Consider the following 19102-nt stretch of genomic DNA (forward strand, 5'->3'; position numbering starts at 1 on the left):
CGGCGGGCACCGGCGGCGCCGCCCGCGCCCGCCGCGCCGGTCGAGGACGACGCCGGCTGCCGTCCGCGCGGCCCCCCGGCGCCACCGCGCAAGGCGTCCACCCCGCCGGTCTGCTCGGCCCACGCGAAGCGGTGAAGGCGGAAACGGCGACCCGCTCGGCCGTAGAGAATGCGCTTGCCTTGATTACCGCACGGCGTCTCCGGGCGGGGTGGCGGGTGGACGTTCATGACTTCGCCATTCCGCTTTACCGGCCGGGCGGACCGGTTGCAATGTCACTTTATATGGCCACATGTCAGGCAATGCGAGAGTCGAGCGACGCGTCACGCTGGGCGGCATGACGACTCATTTCATTCGTCTCGTAGTGGCGCGTGAAGTGGCCGCATTCGGCCATCCGGCGATGGCCTGCGGTCGGCGGGGCGGCCCGAGGTGCGGGTCGGGGGGCGGGTCCGGCCGTCCGCCCGCCGTCTTTCCGGACCCCCCGCCGCCGTGGGCGTCCACGCGTCGGAAGCGATGTGAATGATCGCCTGTGAGCAGTTCCGGTGTCCCTTGGACGATCGATTCCGGACGCTGATTCCGGCTGACTTGTTCGCCATTACTTTATTCCGGAACGGCCATGACGGATATCTTTACAGATGTGCGCGACACCGGAAGAATCGCTCATCGCATCCGGAGAACGGATGCACGGGGGTGGCGCCGAGCGAACGGGCGCCACGAGACCAGAGAGGTTCGGGGTATCGATGAACGGCTCCCGAAAGACCGTCCGGCCCGCCCGGGCGGGAATGCACAGGGCGGGCGCGACCATCGGGCTCGCCGCCGCGCTCACCGCGGCCGCGGCGGTCCCGGCGCACGCGGCGGCGCCCTCCGCCGCGCCCGCGGGGACCAGGGTGACGGCCGTGGCCGGGTCCGACGGCTCGCTGACCCTGCACGTGTCCGGCGGGGCGGCCGCCCTCACGGCGCGCGCCGTGCCGTCCACGTCGCCGGCCGTCACCCGGGTGTTCGTGCCCTCCGGCGGCAGCACGAGCTGCCCGAGCGGGTACGCGTGCGCCGGGGTTCCCTACGGCAGCGGGGCGTACGTCTTCAAGTTCTACAGGTACGGCTCCTACAGCCTGAGCTACTGGGGCGGCCGGGGCGTCCTCTACAACCACCAGACCGGCGGCGCGGCGGCGCGGTACGACAACAGCGGCGGCGGCCAGATCGGCTGCGTTCCGGCGGGTGTCCTGCGCAACGGCGTGAACTGGGACCCGGTGTGGCGGATCCGGCTGACCTCCGCCGGCTGCTGACCGGATGATCGCGGGCGCCGCGGCCGCATCGTCAGGACTCCGGCCGGGACTCCGGCCGGGTCACGCGGATCTTGGACTGGCCGTGCGGGAGCTCCTCCCAGTCCTCCATGAACCGGGCGGTGAAGCCGTGGCGCTCCGCGAGCCGCGTCAGTGTTTCGGTGCGGTAGTAGAAGTCCTCCCGCAGCACGTGGTGCTCGGCGCCCTCGGTGCGGTCGAAGGTGAAGTCGAAGAAGCCGCCGGGCGCGAGGACGCGGCCGACGTTCGCGAGGCACTCGTCGATGACGTCGAGCGGGGAATGGCTGAAGACGCTGTGCGCGTGGACGACCGTGAACCGCCCGGACGGCAGGAACTCCAGCTTCAGATCGTCGACGAGGGCGAGGTACGGCATCTTGTCGCGCAGGCCGTGCCGGACGAGCGTCTTCTGCGCGGCGAGCAGGATGTCGGGCGAGATGTCGATCCCGTAGTAGTTGCCGGCGTCGAGGAAGTCGATGAACCGCCAGCCGGCGCGCAGGTTGCCGCAGCCGATCTCCAGCATCCGGTCGTCCGGCTTGAGGCCGTGCTCGTGCAGGTAGTCGAACTGCATCCGGCCGAGCGCGAGCCAGCGTTCGTGGCTGCGGCTCCCGACGGCGGCCTCCGGGTTCCGCGCGGCGTCGGACTTCATCACCGCCCGGTAGTACGCGACGTGGTTCCGGCTGACCGCGCGCAGCTTCAGGTCCCGCGACATCCGGGACAGATAGCCCCTGACCTTGTCCGGGTTCCGCGCGGCGTACCGCAGCTTGTAGGTCAGGCTCGCGCGGTTGCGGCGCGTCGGCGGCAGCGGATCGGTCATCGGCCCCGTCCTCGGTGGTGGTTTCGGGAAGTTTGACCCGAGGGGCCACGGGCTAAACCCAGGACCGCGCCGCCGCCCGGCAAAGGTCCTCCCGCCCGCGCGCCCGGCGACCGGCCGGACGACGCGACGTGCCGGGGCGTCGCGACCGGTTCACGGGGCCGACGGGGTCCGCCCCCAGAATGGACCGTGAACGAACGGAGGACGCGCATGGCCGATCAGGTCACCGGCATCGTCGGAGCGGGCATCATCGGGCTCGCGATCGGCCGGGAGATCACGCGGCGGCGCCCCGGGACGCGGGTCGTCGTCATGGAGAAGGAAGACCGGGTGGCCGTCCACCAGACGGCGCACAACTCCGGCGTCGTGCACGCCGGCATCTACTACGCGCCCGGCAGCCTCAAGGCCGAACTGTGCGCCCGGGGCCGGGGCATGATCCGCGACTACTGCGCGGAGAAGGGCCTGCCGTACGACGAGTGCGGCAAGCTCGTCGTCGCGGTCACCGGCGAGGACGTCGCGCGCCTCGACGAACTCGAGCGGCGCGCGGGCGTGAACGCCGTGCCGGGGATGCGGCGCGTCGGGCCGGCGGAGATCAAGGACATCGAACCGCACGGCACCGGCCTGGCCGCCCTGTACTCGCCGCACACCGCGATCACGGACTACGCGCTGATCGCGCGGTCCTTCGCGGACGAGATCGTCGCCGCGGGCGGCGAGATCCGCACGTCCTTCCCCGTCACCGGTGCGACCGGGCGGGCGGGCGGCGGGCTGGAGGTCGCGTCCGGCGACCGCACCGAGCGGGTCGACGAGCTGATCGTCTGCGCGGGCGTCCACGCCGACGCCGTCTCCGCCCTGGTCGGTGACGGGCCCGAGCCCCGGATCGTCCCGTTCCGGGGCGAGTACATGACGATCGTCCCGGAGAAGGCGCACATGGTGCGGGGCCTGATCTACCCGGTGCCCGACCCCCGGTATCCGTTCCTCGGCGTGCACTTCACCAAGCGCGTCTCGGGTGACGTCGAGGTCGGCCCCAACGCCGTCCTCGCCCTGGCCCGCGAGGGCTACCGGCGCTCGGCGGTCTCGCCGCGGGACCTGCGCGGCATCGCGGGCTGGCCGGGGACGTGGCGGATGGCGGCCCGGCACTGGCGCACCGGCGCCCGCGAAATGTACGGGTCGTTCTCGAAGCGCGCCTACATGCGGGCCGCGCGGCGTTACGTCCCGGAGATCGGCGCCCGCGACGTCGTGCGCGCGGGCGCGGGGGTGCGCGCTCAGGCGCTGGACCGCGACGGCTCGCTGGTGGACGACTTCCGCATCAACCGGCTGGGCCCGGTCACGACCGTCCGGAACGCGCCGTCGCCCGCGGCGACCTCGTCGATGGCGATCGCCGAACACGTCCTCGACGTCATCGAGGGCGCGGCGACATCGTGAGATCGGGAGATCCGGCCGGCGGAGGTCCCGCGCGCCGCGACGAGGGTCGCCGGGAGGCCGCCGGACGCGACCGGAACCGCGACCGACCGCGACGGCGAGGGGGGACCGGGCGGCCCCGCCCGGGCGCGTCCGCCGGGGCGGTTGAATGGGCGGGGAACGCGGGGGTAGCCCCGCGCTATGGAAACCGCGAACGTGACACTCGGACTCGAGGACGCCGCGCTGCCGGGTGATCTGGCCCTGCCGGACCGTCCGAGCGGCGTGGTGCTCTTCGCGCACGGCAGCGGAAGCTCCCGGCACAGCCCGCGCAACCGGGCCGTCGCCGCGGGCCTCAACCGGGCGGGCATCGGCACCCTGCTGATCGACCTCCTCACCGCGCAGGAGGGCGAGGTGGACGACGCCACGCGGGAGCTGCGCTTCGACATCGACCTGCTGACCCGCCGGCTCGTCGGCGCCGTCGACTGGCTCGCCGCCGAACCGCGGACCGCCGGGACCCCGATCGGGCTGTTCGGCGCGAGCACCGGCGCCGCCGCCGCGCTCGCCGCGGCCGCCGAACGCCCCGCGGAGGTGGGCGCGGTCGTGTCCCGCGGCGGCCGTCCCGACCTCGCCGGGACGGCGCTGGAGCGGGTCCACACGCCCGTGCTGCTGATCGTCGGGGCCCGCGACCCGGAGGTGCTGCGGCTGAACGACCGGGCCACCGACCGGATGCGCCGCGCGACGCACCGGCTGGAGATCGTCCCCGGCGCCTCGCACCTGTTCGAGGAGCCCGGCACCCTCGAACAGGCCACGGACATGGCCGTCCGCTGGTTCGGCCACTACCTGAAGCACCCCGTGACGGCATGACCGCCGCGGACCTGGTGCAGGAGGCGCCGTACCGGTTCCGGATCGAGCCCGCGGGCGCCATGCGGGTGCCCGGCGTCGTGTTCGCGTCACGGGAGCTGGTGGACGCCGCCGACCGGGCGATCGGCCAGGTCGCGGACGTCGCCACGCTGCCGGGCATCGTGGACGCGTCCTACGCCATGCCGGACGTGCACTGGGGGTACGGGTTCGCCATCGGCGGCGTCGCGGCCACCGACCCGCGCGACGGCGGCGTCGTGTCGCCCGGCGGCGTCGGGTTCGACATCTCCTGCGGCGTCCGGCTGCTGGCCGCCGACATCGACGCGGCCGCGCTCGCGCCCGTCCTGGCGGACGTGATGGACGGGCTCGACCCGGCGATCCCGCGCGGAATGGGGCGGGGCGCGGTCTGGCACCTGCCCGGGCGGGACGAGCTGACCGGCATCCTCACCGGCGGCTCCGGGTACGCGGTCGAGCGTGGGCACGGCGTCGAGCGCGACCTGCTGCGCTGCGAGGACGAGGGGGCGGTCGCGGACGCCGACCCCGGGCGGGTGAGCGAACGGGCCGTCGAGCGCGGCGCCCGGCAGGTCGGCAGCCTCGGGTCGGGCAACCACTTCCTGGAGGTGCAGCGGGTCGCCGAGGTGTACGACGCCGATGTCGCGGCGGCGTTCGGGATCCGCCGCGACCAGATCTGCGTCATGATCCACTGCGGGTCGCGCGGCCTCGGGCACCAGATCTGCACCGACCACGTGCGGGAGATGGAGCGGGCGATGCCCGGGCACGGCATCGAGGTGCCCGACCGGCAGCTCGCCTGCGCGCCCGTCGAGTCCCCTGAGGGGCGCGCCTACCTCGGCGCGATGGCCGCCGCCGCCAACTACGGCCGCGCCAACCGGCAGCTGCTCGCCGAGGCGGCCCGCGCGGTGTTCCGCCGCGCCGCCGGGGCCCGCCTCGACCTCGTCTACGACGTCTCGCACAACCTCGCGAAGATCGAGGATCACGTCGTGGCCGGCCGCCGCCGCAGACTGTGCGTGCACCGCAAGGGCGCGACGCGGGCCCTGCCGCCCGGCCATCCCGACCTGCCCGGCGACCTGCGGGACGCGGGCCAGCCCGTCCTGATCCCGGGGACGATGGGCACGTCGTCCTACGTGCTCACCGGCGTCGCGGGCGCCCCGGCGTTCGCGTCCACCTGCCACGGCGCGGGCCGCGCGCAGAGCCGCCACCAGGCCGCCCGCGGCGTCGACGGGAAGAACCTGCGGGCCGCGATGGAGCGCGACGGCATCGCCGTGCGGGCCTCGTCGTGGCGGGGGCTGGCCGAGGAGCACCCGGGCGCCTACAAGGACGTGTCGGCGGTCGTCGAGGCCGCCGAGGGCGCGGGCCTGTGCCGGAAGGTCGCCCGTCTCGTCCCCGTGGGCGTCGTGAAAGGCTAGGCGTGAAGGCCAGTCGTGAAAGGCCAGTCGTGAAAGGCCTGTCGTGAAAGGCCTGTCGTGAAAGGCCTGTCGTGAAAGGCCGGGCGCGCCGCGTCAGACGTCGACGGTGACGGCGCAGGACCATCCGCCGGCGTCCGGGTCGGCGCCGAACCGCAGGCCGTGCAGCGACACCGCCTTGGGCACCGCCCCGACCGCCGTCGCCTCGACGACGTCCCCGACCGTCAGCCGGGCCGTGAGGCCGCCGCCGTCCGCCGGGACGAACCCGGCGTCGAGCACGATGTCGCCCTCGACCTCCAGCCGGAAGATCACCTCGTCGAGCACCCACACCAGCAGGTCCTCGTCGGGGCCCGGCGGCACGTCCAGCTCGACGGTGCGCAGCCGGCGGACGCCCGAGGTGTCGGCGAAGCCCTCGACCAGCCCGGTCACCGCCTCGGCGATGCAGGCTTCGCGGGACGGCGCCCACGCCTCGATCCGCAGGTCCGCGGTGTGCGGGACGCCCCGGTGCCCCCGCCCGGACGGGCCGCCAGAAGCCACCCGCACCGCCTACCCGCGCCCCCGCCCGCGAAACCCCGTCCCGCTGGGCGGGAACGGCGATCCCGCCCGGCGCGACCGCCGCCTAGCGTCCGGGCGATGGAGACCACCGCCGCACGGACGCTCGAGGAGCGCGTGGCCGCGCTCGAGGCCGTCGAGGAGATCAAGGCGCTCAAGTACCGGTACCTGCGGGCCTGCGACCACAAGGACGCCGACGCCTTCCGGGACTGCTTCGTCGCCGCGGGCGCGACCATGGACTACGGCCCCATCGGCTCGTTCGAGGACCGCGACGCCCTCACCGAGATCTTCCGGAACGTCGGGCTGGCCCGGGACGGCGGCGGCCGGTACGTCGTCCTGGACATGCACCACGCGATGCACCCGGTGATCGAGCTGCTCGGCGACGGCCGCGCGAAGGGCGCGTGGACGCTCCGGTTCCGGCAGGTCGACCGGGTCGCGGGCACCGAGGCCGTCAGCGCGATCGAGTACGACGACCGCTACGAGATCGAGGACGGCCGGTGGCTGATCCGGTCGTCGCACGTGACGGTCCTGTGGCGCATCGCCCGTCCGCTGCCCGAGGGCGTCGCGTTCGAGGGTTCCTTCGCGTGACGGCCGGGACGCTCATCGCCCGTCGAGGTACCGGGCGACCGGCCCCAGGGTGAGCAGCCCGCTGCCCGCGCCCGCCAGCTCGCCGGCCGCCGGGGCGAGCGCCGCGCGGGCCCGCTCCAGCGCCGCCCGGTCGTCCACCGCGGCCGCCGCCCGGACCACCAGGCACCACATCGCCTCCTGCATCAGGTCGGGCGGCGGCTCCGGCACCCGCCGCAGCGCGGCCGCCGCGTCCGCGTCCCGTCCCCGTGCCAGCAGGACGAGCGGCCGCGCCCACGGCTCGTACGGGCCCCAGCCGGAGACGTCGGTCTGCGCGGGCAGGCCGTGCAGGACGCGCACGCTCAGCAGCGCGAGCGCCGGCAGGCCCGCCGCCATCCCGGGCATCCCGGCGCCCGGCAGCAGCGCCGCCGCGTCCCGGTAGGCCGCCTCGGCCTCGTCCGGAGGCGCCCCGCCCGCGGCGACCCGCAGCGCCGCGTACCAGCGGGTGAACACCTCCACCAGCGGACGCTCGTGCCGTTCGGCCAGCCGGTCCGCGGCCTCGGCGTGCCCGTCCGCCCCCGCGAAGTCGGCGAGCGCGGCGCGCGCCTGCAGGCGGATCAGGTGCCCGAGCACCTCGTAGGTCACCAGCCCGTGCCGCGCGGCCAGCGCGACGAGCTCCGCCCCGATGCCGTCCCGCTCCGGCGCGAGGCCGGACCGCTGGAACGTCTGCATGAACACCGCGTTGAGGGCGAAGCACAGCAGGGCCGGGTCGTCCAGCCGCCGCGCGATCGCCGCCGCCTCCCGCGCCGCCCGCGCGCCCCGCCCGCCGCGGTCGCCCCGCCGCTCGAGGGCGACCGTCGCCAGCAGCCGCGCCCGCGTCGCGTCCCGCCCGTCCGGCAGCGCCGCCAGCGTCCGCTCGGCGGCCGCGACGACCTGCGCGGCCTGCCCCGGGTCGTCCACGCGCGTCCAGATCGCCGGGACGTCGTAGAGGCCGATCACCCGCGCGGTCAGTTCGGGATCGCCCAGCTCCTCCGCCGCGCGGACCGCGTCCACCCGGTGCCGCCGCGCGGCGAGCAGCCCGTCCCCGCCGGTCACCGCCAGGTCCCGCAGCAGCCCCACCGTGGACTCCAGCCGCGCCCGCGCCGTGACCGTCCGGTCGTAGGCGGCCGCCGCCTCCGCCCACACCCGCTCCGCGGCGCCCGCCGGGTCCAGCCGGTCCTCCTGCCGGAGGATGTCCTCCTCCAGGCCGCGCAGACCGGGGCCGGGATCGATGCCGAGCTGCTCGACCAGCAGGCCCCGCGCCCGCCGCAGCACCCCGAGGGCGTCGCCCTGCCGTCCCGTCCGGTAGAGCGCCAGCGCCAGCAGCCGCCAGGCGTCCTCCCGCCACGGATGCGCGGCCGCGTGCGCGTCCAGATCGGGCACCGCCTCCGCCGCGCGCCCCGTCTCCAGCAGAGTCTCGGCCCGCCGCTCGACCGCGTGCAGCCGCAGCTCCGTCAGCCGGCCCCGCTCCGCCCGCGCCCAGTCCTCGTCCGCGAAATCGGCGTACGCGGGGCCGCGCCACAGCCCGAGCGCCTCGTCCAGCGCCGCGAGCCGCTCCCCGGGGGGCGACGCCGACGCCTCGGCCACCATCCGCTCCAGCCGCCACGCGTCCACGTCGTCCGTCCGCAGCGCGTAACCGGGACCCTCCGTGACCAGCAGCCGCGCGGGCGCCCGCGGCGGGCGGTCCGGCTCCAGCGCCCGCCGCAGCGCCGCCACGAACGTCCGGACGGCGCCCACCGCGTCCGGCGGCGGATCGTCCCACAGGTCGTCGACCAGCACCCCGACCGGCACCACGCGCCGCCGCGCCACGATCAGCCGCGCCAGCACCGCCCGGTGCCGCGGCCCCCGCAGCCCCACCGCGTTCCCCGCGTCGTCCCAGGCCGCGACGGGCCCCAGCACTCCGAACCGCACCCCTCGGTTATAGCCGCTCATCGGCCGGCCCCGTTCACCGGCCGCCCGTGCTCATCGATCGCTCATTCGCGCCGCCCAACCTGGAGGCACACCGAACGAAGGAGCTCACCCGTGAAGATCGAAGGTTTCGACTACCACCGGATCGCCGTCGCCGACGGCGTCCGCCTCAACACCGCCGTCGCGGGCACCGGCACCCCGATCGTCCTCCTGCACGGCTTCCCGCAGACGCACCTGATGTGGCGGCACGTCGCCGCCGACCTCGCCGCCGACCACACGGTCATCATCCCCGACCTGCGCGGCTACGGCGACAGCGACAAGCCCGAGGAGACGTCCCCCGACACCTACTCCAAGCGCACCATGGCCGCCGACACGGTCGCGGTCGCCCGCGCCCTCGGCCACGACCGGTTCGCGCTCGCCGGCCACGACCGCGGCGCCCTCGTCGCGTTCCGCGCGGGCCTCGACCACCCCGGGACCGTCACCAACCTCGCGATCCTGGACGTCCTGCCCACCCTCGACATGTGGGAGGCGCTGCACGGCGTCAGCGCCGCCGTCGGCTTCCACCTCTACCTGATGGCGCAGCCGCCCGGCCTCCCCGAGCAGCTGATCGCGGGCGCCCCCGACGCGTTCTTCGGCCGCTTCCTCGATATGTGGGCCGGTTCCCCGGACGCGATCCCCGCCGACGTCCGCGCCGCCTACCTGGCCGCCTGCCGCGCCGCGATCCCCTCGATCGTCGCCGACTACCGCGCGTCCGCGAACATCGACATCGCCCACGACCAGGCCGACCGGGACGCCGGCAACCGCCTCGCGATGCCCGTCACCGTCCTCCAGCAGGACTGGGGCGCCGCCCTCGGCTACGACGCCGAGGGCATCTGGCGCCCGTGGGCGTCCGACCTGGTCCACGCGACCGTCCCGTGGGGCCACTTCATGGCCGAAGAGGCCCCCACCGAGGTCGCCGGGACCCTCCGCGACCTCCTCGCCCGCTGACGCGCGGGGGCGGGGCCCGGCGCCGTCAGCCGTGGGCGTGGAGCACCTTCACGAGGCGGTCGATCGTCTCGGCCGGGCGGGCGGTCAGGTAGAAGTGACCGCCCCGGAAGGTGTGCAGTTCCAGCGCGCCGGACGTGTGCTCCCGCCAGGCGCGGGCCTCGTCCGGCGTGACCTGGGGGTCCGCGTCGCCGACGAACACCGCGACCGGGCAGCTCAGCGTCGCCGTCCCCGACGTCCGGTAGGTCTCGATCGCGTGGTAGTCGGCGCGCAGCGCGGGCAGGGCCGCGCGGAGGATCTCCTCCTCGTCCAGCACCCGGCTCTCGGTGCCGTTCAGCCCCCGGATCTCGGCGATGATCCCGTCGTCGTCCCGCCGGTGCACGTCCTCGGTCCGGTGGCGGGACGGGGCGCGCCGGCCGGACGCCACCAGCACGCGGGGGCCGAGCCCGTCCCGCTCCGCCCGGAGCGCCACCTCGTAGGCGAGCGCGGCGCCCATGCTGTGGCCGAAGAACGCGGGCCGGTCGCCGAGGTGGGGGCGCAGCGCCGCGTACGTCTCGTCGGCGAGCCGGTGGAGATCACGGACGGGCGTCTCCGCCCGGCGGTCCTGGCGCCCCGGATACTGCAGCGCGAGCACCTCGACGTCGGGGGCGAGCGCCGCCGACACCGGGCGGAAGAAGCTCGCGGCCCCTCCCGCGTGCGGAAAGCAGACGAGGCGCGCGGTCGCGCCGGCCGACGGATGGAACCGCCGTATCCACAGGTCGCCGACCGGATTCGGCATGGGCACCTCCCGAAGGGCCGCTGGTCCGACCGTGATTGTCGCGACGACTTCGCGGGCGGCCCAACCCCTAGCGCACCCCTAGACCGGTCCGGCGCGAGTTAGGGGCCCGGGCCGCTGGCCATGCCGCCGTGCACGCGGCGACACTGGGAGCCGGATGATCAACCTAGCGCATGGGGTGCGGCATGGCGCCATCCGCAGAAGCGGTCGACACGGTCGAGCCATCGTCCGGGGTCGCGGAACTGCACGCGGCCAAACGGGAGGCGGTGGACGGGCCGTCGCCGCGCGCGACCCGGGCCCAGCACGACAAGGGGAAGCTCACCGTGCGCGAACGCCTGGACGCGCTGTTCGATCCGGGCACCTTCCGGGAGATCGAAGGACTCCGGCGGCACCGGGCGCAGGGATTCGGGCTGGAGAACCGGCGCCCCTACACCGACGGCGTGGTGACGGGGTGGGGCGAGATCGACGGCCGGAAGGTCTTCGTCTACGCGCACGACTTCCGGATCTTCGGCGGCTCGCTGGGCGAGGCGCACGCGGAGAAGATCCACAAGCTGATGGACCTCGCCGAGGCCGCCGGGGCGCCGCTGATCGGCCTGAGCGACGGCGCCGGGGCCCGGATCCAGGAGGGCGTCACCGCCCTCGCCGGCTACGGCGGCATCTTCCGCCGCAACGTGCGGGCGTCCGGGGTGATCCCGCAGATCAGCGTCATTCTCGGGCCGTGCGCGGGAGGCGCGGCCTACTCGCCCGCGCTGACCGACTTCACCTTCATGGTCCGCGGCACCTCCCAGATGTACGTCACGGGGCCGGACGTCGTCCGGTCGGTCACGGGCGAGGAGATCACCCATGAGGAGCTCGGCGGCGCCGACGTGCACGGCGGCGCCTCCGGAGCGGCGATGGCGGTCTGCGACGACGAGGCGGAATGCCTGGCGGAGGTGCGCTACCTGCTGTCGCTGCTGCCCTCCAACAACCGCGAGCTGCCGCCCGCCGTCGCGCCCGCCGATCCGGTGGACCGCCGCACGGACGCGCTGGCGCGGCTGGTCCCGTCCGAGCCGAGCCGCGCCTACGACGTGCGCGAGGTGATCGCCGAGATCGTGGACGACGGCGACTGCTTCGAGGTGCACGCCGGATGGGCGCCGAACCTGGTGTGCGCGCTCGCCCGGCTCGGCGGCGAGGTCGTCGGGATCGTGGCGAACCAGCCGTCCCATCTGGCGGGGGTCCTGGACATCCGAGCGTCCGAGAAGGGCGCCCGGTTCGTCCAGATGTGCGACGCGTTCAGCATCCCGCTCGCCACGCTCGTCGACGTGCCGGGGTTCCTGCCGGGCCGGGACCAGGAGCACGACGGGATCATCCGGCACGGTGCCAAGCTGCTGTACGCGTACTGCAACGCCACGGTGCCGCGCGTCCAGCTCATCCTGCGGAAGGCGTACGGCGGCGCCTACATCGTGATGGACTCGCGCTCGATCGGCGCCGACCTGTCGTTCGCCTGGCCGGCCAACGAGATCGCGGTCATGGGCGCCGAGGGCGCGGCGGAGGTGGTGTTCCGCCGGGAGATCGCGGCGGCGGACGACCCGGACGAGGTCCGGGCGCGGCGTGTCAAGGAGTACCGGCAGGAACTGATGCATCCCTACTACGCCGCCGAGCGCGGTCTGGTGGACGACGTCATCGATCCCGCGGACACGCGGGCGGTCCTGATCGACGCGTTCGCGACGCTGCGCGCGAAGCACGCGAGCCTGCCGTCCCGCAAGCACGGCAACCCGCCGACGTGACCTCCCCGACGCCCCCGGCGGAGGCGGCCGGCGGGACGGCGGCCGGACCGCCCCTGGTGCGGATCGTGCGCGGCGAACCGGACCCCGAACACATCGCCGCGCTCACCGTCGTGCTGCTGAAGGTCCTGCGCGGCCGGGCGGACGCCGTGCCGGAGCGGCGCGCCGGCCGCGCGGCGAACTGGCGGACGGCCTCGCCCGGCGCGGCCCCGCGGCACCGCCCGTCCCGCTCCTGGACGTCGGCGGCGCCGCCGCGCGGCGCGCAGTGGTGAACGCGAACGACACGACTTGGGGAATGCGCATGAAGGGCGTCATCCTGGCCGGCGGTTCGGGCACGCGGTTGCACCCGATGACCCTCCCGGTCTCCAAACAGCTCCTGCCCGTCGGCGACAAGCCGATGATCTACTACCCGCTCGCCGTGCTCATGCTCGCCGGAGTGCGGGACATCCTGCTGATCTCCACGCCCCACGACGTCCCGCACTTCCGCCGGCTGCTGGGCGACGGGTCGCAGCTCGGCATCGCCATCGGCTACGCGGTGCAGGAGCGGCCGGCCGGCATCGCCGAGGCGCTCGTCATCGGGGCGGAGCACATCGGCGCGGGGCCGGTGGCGCTGGTGCTCGGCGACAACATCTTCCACGGGGCCGAACTTCAGCGGGTCCTCCGGGAGAACGCCCGGGACGTCCAGGGATGCGTGCTGTTCGGTTACCGGGTCCCGGACCCGGAGCGGCACGGCGTCGCCGAGGTGGACGAGCGGGGCAGGCTGGTCTCGCTGGAGGAGAAACCGGCCGTGCCGCGCGCGAACCGCGCGGTCACGGGCCTGTACTTCTACGACGGCGAGGTGGTGGACATCGCCAAGAACGTCCGGCCGTCGGCGCGCGGCGAGCTGGAGATCACCGACGTCAACAGGGTCTACATGGAACGCGGCCGCGCGCGTGTCGTGGACCTCGGCCGGGGATTCGCCTGGCTCGACACCGGCACCCCCGAGTCGTTGCTGCAGGCGGGGTTGTACGTGCGGATGCTCGAGGAACGGCAGGGCCTGAAGGTGGCCTGCATCGAGGAGGTCGCGCTCCGGATGGGGTTCATCGACGGCGACGCGTGTTATCGCCTTGGCGCGGCGATGGGCAACTCGCAGTACGGCCGATACGTTATGGACCTCACCGAAGGGTCGTTGCGGTAACGGCCTCCTGACGCTCGGTGCCTGCAAGCGTGGGCCGTAATGTCCCGTTTGTAGCCGTCATCTGATTTGGCGGGAGCGGGCCCTGGGGGCGTCGCCCCCCGCCGACCGGGGTATGGGCGCTTTTCGGTCCCTCACCGTGTTCCGGTAAAAAGGGGAGGGCCGAAACGATCGCGTCGCGCGTTTTGCCATTGTGTGACATCGTTCGGTTTCCGGCTGTTCGCCCGCCGCGGCGGGCCGGTGGCCGCGGCGGTTCACGGGCCGGGTGCCTGGCAGGAGCGATCGGGCTCCGGCGCCGATCGGCCGATTCTCCTACTCGCGCGTAATTTAGCGCTCATCCGGTCGACATGTCGGCGCGCTATATGGACGGTACGTCCAATGCGGCGCCCACCAGGGGCGATCCGGCATGCCCGCCATCGACTTTGGGGCATGTAGACAGATGTATATTCCTATCTAGACATATGTATATGAGTCGGGTACTCTCGCTCTCGAGGTTGTGTGGTCGCGACTGTTCACGGGGATCATGGGAACTTTTGAACGCGACGTAATTCTAGATGAACTGAAAACGATCTACGAGGAAAGCAGCCGCGGCCAGGGGCGAGTGGTCCTGGTCAGCGGGGGCGTGGCGGTCGGGAAAACAGAGCTCCTTTACCGATTCGCCGAGCATGTCATGCGCTCGGGGGCGCTGCTGCTCAGCGCGGTCGGCTCGGCCGCCGAGCACGGTGTCCGGATGGGGGTGATCGGGCAGCTCTTCTACAGCGCCGAACTGCCCGCGGAGCATGCGGCCGACGTCGACTGCTGGGTGGACGCCGCCGCGACCGGTGCGAACGGCGGTTCGCCGGTGCGGCTGATGCAGAAGGCGTGCTCGGTGCTCCTGGGCCTGGCCCGGAGCCGGCCGCTGGTGATCGCCGTGGACGACGTCCACCTGGCGGACGCCGAGTCCTTGCAGACGCTCCTGTCGCTGCATCGGCGCATCGGGGCCGCGCGGGTGCTGATCGTGCTGAACCAGCGGGTGCCGGTCGACCGCGACAAGCGGGAACTCCAAGTGGAGCTGGCCCGCAGGCCGTACTTCCGGGGGATCGAACTGCGCCCGCTCACCGCCGGGGAGGTGGCCGGGTGGCTCGCCGCCCGGCTGCCGGCGCCGCCGGACGACGAGCTGGCGGAGGCGGTGTACCGGCTCAGCGGCGGCAACCCGCTGCTGGTCACCGCGCTCGTGGAGGACCACCGCGCCGAGTCCGCCCGGTCCCGGGGACGCAGGTCGGCCCCGGCCGTCGCCGGCGCGTTCGCCCACGCGATGCAGACCTGCCTCCAGCGCTGCGACGAGACCGCCCTGCGCACCGCCCGCGCCGCCGCCGTGCTGGGCGCTTCCGCGGAACGGAACCGGATCGCGCGGGTTCTGGACCTGGAGGCCGCCGCGGTCACCGCGGCACTGGAGCGGCTGGAACGCGACGGCCTGATGGAGGGGCACGGCTTCCGGCACCCGCGGGCGCTCGCCGCGGTCCTGGAGGACCTGTCGGCCGAGGAGGGCGGCGCGCTGCACCGGGCCGTCGCCGACGTGCTGCGCGAGGACGACGCCCCGGACGTCGAGACGTCCGCGCACCTGGTGGCCGCCGGATCCGCGCCGGAGACGCATTCGGTGCCGATACTGGAGAACGGCGCCCGGCAGGAGATCGCCCGGGACAACACCCGGCGGGCGATCGACTGCCTGGAGCTGGCGCTGCAGGCGCGGCTCCCCGAGGCGAAGGCCGCGTCGCTGACGGCGGCCCTCGTCCGGACCCAGTGGCGGGTCCGGGCCGCCGCCGTGGCGCACCGCCTGGACGCGCTGCTGGCCGCCGACGCGGGCGGCCATCTCGGGACGCGGGAGTCGCTGCTGCTGGTCAGGTCGCTGGCCTGGTTCGGGCGGTCCGCGGACGCCGCGGCCGTGCTGGCCCGCCTCACCGACCCGGCGGACCCCTCGGACGCCATGGAACGGTGGATGACGATCGAGTGGCTGCGCGGCTGGCATCCGGAGATCGCCGCGCGCCTGCGCGCCGCGGAGCCGGACGCGGCCGGTCCGCCCGTCGGGCCGGAGCCGGGCGGCGCGCACGTTCCCGCCGCCCGGAACGGAACGTTCCGTGAGGCCGCCGGACGCCCGGCGGAGGCGGCGGCCGTCGGGCGGGTCGCGGTCGCCGGCGGCGGACACGCCCGCGACCGGGGGAGAGCCGGGAGCGCCGCGAACGGCGGCGTGAACGGCGACGCGAACGGCGGCGGTGTGAACGGCGGCGCGAACCACGGCGGCGCGGTGCAGACCGCGGCCGCGGGGGGCGGGCGCCGCCCGGCCCGGACGCGCGCCGCGGAGGGGGAGGCGGTCGACGGCGCGGAGCTCACCCTGCAGAGCTGCCAGGTGAACGACGCGGCGCCCGACGTCGTGATCTACGCGATGCACCAGCTCCTGCGGGCGGGACGCATCGACCGCGCCAGGTTCTGGTGCCGGCTCCTGCTGGAGGAGGCCGACGTCACCTGGCGGGCGGTCCTGCTCGACGTGGAGGCGGAGATCGCCTGGCACCGGGGCGACCTGGCCGCGGTCGAGCGGCACGCCCGCGCCGCCCTGGACGCGCTGCCCGCCCAGGGCTGGGGAGTCGCGATCGTCTCGCCGCTGTCGAAGCTGATCCTCGCCGGCACCGGGCGCGGCGACGAGGCCGAGGTGCGCCGCCTGCTCAGGCAGGAGATACCGGACGGCGCCCGGCGGACCCGTTTCTGGCTGCAGCTCCTGCACGCGCGCGGCACGCACTTCCTGGCGACCGACCGGTTCCACGCGGCGCTGAGCGACTTCCAGGCGGCGGGCTGGCTGGCCGCCGAGTGGGGCCTGGACCGGCCGTCCATCGTGCCCTGGCGCAGCGACCTGGCCCAGGTCTACCTGCGGATCTCCCGGGTGGACGGCGCCCGGGAGCTCGTCCGGGAGCAGCTCGCGCTGACCGGGCCGGGCGAGAAGCGGATCCGCGGGATCTCCTGGCGGGTGCTGGCCCACACCACCACCGCGATGAAGGAGCGGCTGGCGCTGCTGGGGAAGGCGGCCGAGGCGTTCCAGGACTGCGGCGCCCGGTACGAGCTGGCGCTGACCTACGCCGATCTCGGCCGTGCCCGGAGCGCGATCGGCGAGGTCGGCCGGGCGCGCATGATGGCGCGGCACACCCTGCAGCTCGCCGAGGCGTGCGGTGCGGACGCGCTGTACGAGCGGCTGCTGCCGGACATGGCGCCCGCGGAGGAGGCGGGCGCCGCCGGTCTGGAGAAACTCAGCGGTGCCGAACGCCGGGTCGCGACGCACGCGGCGCGCGGCATGACCAACCGGGAGATCGCCCGCAAGCTGTACGTCACCGAGAGCACCGTGGAGCAGCACCTGACGCGCGTGTACCGCAAGCTCGAGATCAACAAGCGGTCGGAGCTGCCGGCCCGGGTGCCGATGGAGCTCACCGACGACACGGCCTGAGCGTCCGGGCCCGCCGTCCGGCCGTCTCAAGGCCCGACCCAGCGGCGCGCCTGCGCGAACCGGGTGAGGCGCGCGCGCAGTTCGACGATCTGTTCGGCGTTGAGCGTGGGCGCGGACGTGATGATCAGCTCGGTCACCTCGGTCAGGAACTCGGCGCGTGACATCACGCCCTGGTCCGGGGCGCGCTCGGGATCGGTCGGCAGCAGGTAGAGGGTCGCCTCGGCGTCGGCGAGGGTGACGTTCGAGGCCCGCGGCCGGTCGCCGTCGTGCACCAGCTCGTAGTGGACACGGGTGCCGGGCGCGAAGTGGTACTTCTCGTGCCGCAGGTCCTCCGCGCGCAGCGGGAGCGGGGCGCCGCCCTCCTCCGGGGCGATGAGGCCCCGGCCCCGGATGCCGTCGAATCGAAGAATCCGTCCCGACGGCATCACGCCGGCACCTCCGCCGCCGTGCGGTGGACGGCCGGTGGCGTCGGGCGGGGAGGCCGTCGGGCGGGTGGGAGGGGCGGCACCGTCCATGGGAGCGCCACGCCGGTCCTCCTTGTCATGGGGCGGCGAGGCCGTCGCCGGGTTGCGGGGAGTGCGGCCCGCCCGGTGGGCGGGCGCCGGGACCGTCGATGTGAGTCTTCGACCACGGGACACTCTGTAACTATACCAACGTCTTATACATCTGTACATGGAGGGTCGGCCGGATCCGGGCCACCGCACCGGGACCCGCACCGCGCGCGCGTAAGGGGGCGTAAGGGGCCGCTAGGGGTGGGGCGTCCGACCCTCCGGCCGTAGCGTCGGACGCGCATCGTCCCGCGAACGCCTCACGGCTTGGAGTGACCCGTGCGTGTCCTTTTCACGACCTTTCCGGCCGGCACTCACATGTACAACATGGTTCCCCTCGCCTGGGCGTTGCGCGGCGCCGGACACGAGGTGTGCGTCGCCAGCCGCCCGAACATCCACGACGACATCGTCCGGGCCGGGCTGCCGGCCGTCAGCGTCGGCACCGAGATCGACTGGGCCGCCGACGCCAAGGCCCTCGACGACCTGCCCGACGACGGCACCCCCTACCGCATGGGCTTCGACATCGCCGAGACCAGGCCCGAGAAGCTCACCCTCGACTACGTCCGGGGCGCGCTCGGCCTCTACTCGACCTTCATCTCCGAATACCAGGCCGACCAGCGGATGCTGGACGACCTGGTGGAGTACGCGCGCTGGTGGCGGCCCGACCTCGTCATCTGGGACGCGCTGACCTACGTCGGCCCGGTGGTCGCCCGCGCCACCGGCGCCGCGCACGCCCGCATGCTGTTCGGCCTCGACCACTTCGGGCGGATGCGCGCGCTGTTCCACGAGCTGGGCGCGGACGCTCCCGGCGGCCCCGGCGACGACCCGATGGGGGACTGGCTGGCCGCGCGGCTGGAGCCGTTCGGTGGCGGGTTCGACGAGGAGGCGGTGACCGGGCAGCTCACCATCGACCCGCTGCCGTCCTGGATGCGCGTCCCCCTCGACCTGCCGACGCTTCCGGTGCGGTACGTCCCCTACAACGGCCCGGCGAGCATGCCGGACTGGCTGCGCGAGCCGCCCGCGCGGCGCCGCGTGTGCCTCACCTTCGGTGTCACCGGCCGCAGCGTCGAACTGAGCGGCACCCCGGTCGCGGACCTGGTGCGCGCGGCGGCCGAACTGGACGTCGAGGTCGTCGCCACGCTCACCCCCGAGCAGCTCGGCGGCGACACCGACCTGCCGGACAACGTGCGACTCGTCGACTTCGTGCCGCTCGACGCGCTGCTGCCGAGCTGCGCCGCGATCGTCCACCATCTCGGCGCCGGGACGATGGGCACGGCCATCACGCACGGCGTCCCGCAACTCGCCGTCCCCGGCAACATCTGGGGCGAGCCGATCATGGCGGAACGGCTGGCGGAACGGAACGCGGCGCTCTCGCTCGCGCCGGACGAGCTCTCCCCGGAGACGCTGCAGGATCGGCTGGCGAAGCTCCTGGACGATCCGGCGTTCCGGGAGGGGGCCGGCCGCGTCCGCGACGACCTGCTGGCGACGCCGAGCCCGGCCGCGGCGGTGTCCGAGCTGGAGGCGCTGGCCGCGCGCCGCCGGTGACGGC

Annotated in this window: 16 protein-coding genes; 11 read left to right on the forward strand and 5 right to left on the reverse strand. The window is 74.4% G+C overall.

Features of this window, described 5'->3' with window-relative positions; translation table 11 throughout:
• Positions 1 to 737 precede the first annotated feature (737 nt).
• Entirely contained in the window at positions 738 to 1280 is a 543-nt protein-coding gene (locus tag ACFQ11_RS29790) for a hypothetical protein (RefSeq protein WP_378304654.1), read from the forward strand.
• 31 nt (positions 1281 to 1311) lie between these two features.
• Here ACFQ11_RS29790 and ACFQ11_RS29795 read toward each other — a convergent pair whose 3' ends face one another.
• Complete coding sequence (locus ACFQ11_RS29795; RefSeq protein ID WP_378304656.1) at positions 1312 to 2109, reverse strand: class I SAM-dependent methyltransferase; 798 nt, start codon at positions 2107 to 2109, stop codon at positions 1312 to 1314.
• A gap of 207 nt (positions 2110 to 2316) precedes the next feature.
• Between ACFQ11_RS29795 and lhgO the strand changes: the two genes are divergently transcribed.
• The 3 genes from lhgO to ACFQ11_RS29810 all read left to right on the forward strand — a co-directional run bounded on the left by lhgO (position 2317) and on the right by ACFQ11_RS29810 (position 5783).
• Positions 2317 to 3525 (forward strand): L-2-hydroxyglutarate oxidase, encoded by a 1209-nt coding sequence (gene lhgO, locus ACFQ11_RS29800; protein WP_378304658.1) that lies wholly within the window; start codon positions 2317 to 2319, stop codon positions 3523 to 3525.
• A 177-nt stretch (positions 3526 to 3702) separates the two neighbouring features.
• Positions 3703 to 4365, forward strand: a complete 663-nt coding sequence (locus ACFQ11_RS29805; protein WP_378304660.1) for a dienelactone hydrolase family protein — start codon at positions 3703 to 3705, stop codon at positions 4363 to 4365.
• Entirely contained in the window at positions 4362 to 5783 is a 1422-nt protein-coding gene (locus ACFQ11_RS29810) for an RtcB family protein (RefSeq protein WP_378304662.1), read from the forward strand. The genes ACFQ11_RS29805 and ACFQ11_RS29810 overlap by 4 nt, the downstream gene beginning before the upstream one ends.
• A 93-nt stretch (positions 5784 to 5876) precedes the next feature.
• Here the strand turns inward: ACFQ11_RS29810 and ACFQ11_RS29815 are convergent, their stop codons facing one another.
• Complete coding sequence (locus ACFQ11_RS29815) at positions 5877 to 6317, reverse strand: archease (protein WP_378304664.1); 441 nt, start codon at positions 6315 to 6317, stop codon at positions 5877 to 5879.
• 96 nt (positions 6318 to 6413) lie between these two features.
• On the opposite strand from ACFQ11_RS29815, the gene ACFQ11_RS29820 reads away from it, so the two are divergent.
• A complete protein-coding gene (locus ACFQ11_RS29820) occupies positions 6414 to 6920 on the forward strand; it encodes a nuclear transport factor 2 family protein (RefSeq protein WP_378304666.1) in 507 nt (168 codons plus the stop codon).
• Between the two features lie 12 nt (positions 6921 to 6932).
• Here ACFQ11_RS29820 and ACFQ11_RS29825 read toward each other — a convergent pair whose 3' ends face one another.
• Positions 6933 to 8867, reverse strand: coding sequence for a BTAD domain-containing putative transcriptional regulator (locus ACFQ11_RS29825; RefSeq protein WP_378304669.1), 1935 nt, complete (start codon positions 8865 to 8867; stop codon positions 6933 to 6935).
• Between the two features lie 90 nt (positions 8868 to 8957).
• Here ACFQ11_RS29825 and ACFQ11_RS29830 point away from each other — a divergent pair, with 90 nt between their 5' ends.
• On the forward strand, positions 8958 to 9830 hold the full coding sequence (locus ACFQ11_RS29830; RefSeq protein WP_378304671.1) for an alpha/beta fold hydrolase: 873 nt from the start codon (positions 8958 to 8960) through the stop codon (positions 9828 to 9830).
• A 25-nt stretch (positions 9831 to 9855) separates the two neighbouring features.
• Here the strand turns inward: ACFQ11_RS29830 and ACFQ11_RS29835 are convergent, their stop codons facing one another.
• Positions 9856 to 10605 (reverse strand): thioesterase II family protein, encoded by a 750-nt coding sequence (locus ACFQ11_RS29835; RefSeq protein WP_378304673.1) that lies wholly within the window; start codon positions 10603 to 10605, stop codon positions 9856 to 9858.
• 182 nt (positions 10606 to 10787) lie between these two features.
• Between ACFQ11_RS29835 and ACFQ11_RS29840 the strand changes: the two genes are divergently transcribed.
• The 4 genes from ACFQ11_RS29840 to ACFQ11_RS29855 all read left to right on the forward strand — a co-directional run bounded on the left by ACFQ11_RS29840 (position 10788) and on the right by ACFQ11_RS29855 (position 17005).
• Positions 10788 to 12368: an acyl-CoA carboxylase subunit beta gene (locus ACFQ11_RS29840; protein ID WP_378304675.1), complete on the forward strand. Its 1581-nt coding sequence runs from the start codon at positions 10788 to 10790 to the stop codon at positions 12366 to 12368.
• The gene (locus tag ACFQ11_RS29845) at positions 12365 to 12637 is read left to right on the forward strand and encodes an acyl-CoA carboxylase epsilon subunit (protein WP_378304677.1); all 273 of its coding nucleotides are present in this window, start codon (positions 12365 to 12367) and stop codon (positions 12635 to 12637) included. The genes ACFQ11_RS29840 and ACFQ11_RS29845 overlap by 4 nt, the downstream gene beginning before the upstream one ends.
• Positions 12638 to 12666: 29 nt before the next feature.
• Positions 12667 to 13542: a glucose-1-phosphate thymidylyltransferase RfbA gene (rfbA, locus tag ACFQ11_RS29850; RefSeq protein WP_378304680.1), complete on the forward strand. Its 876-nt coding sequence runs from the start codon at positions 12667 to 12669 to the stop codon at positions 13540 to 13542.
• 520 nt (positions 13543 to 14062) lie between these two features.
• Complete coding sequence (locus tag ACFQ11_RS29855) at positions 14063 to 17005, forward strand: helix-turn-helix transcriptional regulator (RefSeq protein WP_378304682.1); 2943 nt, start codon at positions 14063 to 14065, stop codon at positions 17003 to 17005.
• 26 nt (positions 17006 to 17031) lie between these two features.
• Here the strand turns inward: ACFQ11_RS29855 and ACFQ11_RS29860 are convergent, their stop codons facing one another.
• Positions 17032 to 17433 (reverse strand): S1 domain-containing protein, encoded by a 402-nt coding sequence (locus ACFQ11_RS29860; RefSeq protein ID WP_378304684.1) that lies wholly within the window; start codon positions 17431 to 17433, stop codon positions 17032 to 17034.
• Between the two features lie 399 nt (positions 17434 to 17832).
• On the opposite strand from ACFQ11_RS29860, the gene ACFQ11_RS29865 reads away from it, so the two are divergent.
• Complete coding sequence (locus ACFQ11_RS29865) at positions 17833 to 19098, forward strand: activator-dependent family glycosyltransferase (RefSeq protein WP_378304686.1); 1266 nt, start codon at positions 17833 to 17835, stop codon at positions 19096 to 19098.
• Positions 19099 to 19102: the final 4 nt, after the last annotated feature.

The organism is Actinomadura sediminis (genome assembly GCF_042675525.1).
Classification (GTDB): Bacteria; Actinomycetota; Actinomycetes; order Streptosporangiales; family Streptosporangiaceae; genus Spirillospora; species Spirillospora sediminis.

Excerpts from the sequence above, each read along its gene's own strand:
- ACFQ11_RS29790 (WP_378304654.1), top strand. The coding sequence starts at position 738 with ATGAACGGCTCCCGAAAGACCGTCCGGCCCGCCCGGGCGGGAATGCAC.
- ACFQ11_RS29795 (WP_378304656.1), bottom strand. The coding sequence starts at position 2,109 with ATGACCGATCCGCTGCCGCCGACGCGCCGCAACCGCGCGAGCCTGACC.
- lhgO (WP_378304658.1), top strand. The coding sequence starts at position 2,317 with ATGGCCGATCAGGTCACCGGCATCGTCGGAGCGGGCATCATCGGGCTC.
- ACFQ11_RS29805 (WP_378304660.1), top strand. The coding sequence starts at position 3,703 with ATGGAAACCGCGAACGTGACACTCGGACTCGAGGACGCCGCGCTGCCG.
- ACFQ11_RS29810 (WP_378304662.1), top strand. The coding sequence starts at position 4,362 with ATGACCGCCGCGGACCTGGTGCAGGAGGCGCCGTACCGGTTCCGGATC.
- ACFQ11_RS29820 (WP_378304666.1), top strand. The coding sequence starts at position 6,414 with ATGGAGACCACCGCCGCACGGACGCTCGAGGAGCGCGTGGCCGCGCTC.
- ACFQ11_RS29825 (WP_378304669.1), bottom strand. The coding sequence starts at position 8,867 with ATGAGCGGCTATAACCGAGGGGTGCGGTTCGGAGTGCTGGGGCCCGTC.
- ACFQ11_RS29835 (WP_378304673.1), bottom strand. The coding sequence starts at position 10,605 with ATGCCGAATCCGGTCGGCGACCTGTGGATACGGCGGTTCCATCCGTCG.
- ACFQ11_RS29840 (WP_378304675.1), top strand. The coding sequence starts at position 10,788 with ATGGCGCCATCCGCAGAAGCGGTCGACACGGTCGAGCCATCGTCCGGG.
- rfbA (WP_378304680.1), top strand. The coding sequence starts at position 12,667 with ATGAAGGGCGTCATCCTGGCCGGCGGTTCGGGCACGCGGTTGCACCCG.
- ACFQ11_RS29855 (WP_378304682.1), top strand. The coding sequence starts at position 14,063 with ATGGGAACTTTTGAACGCGACGTAATTCTAGATGAACTGAAAACGATC.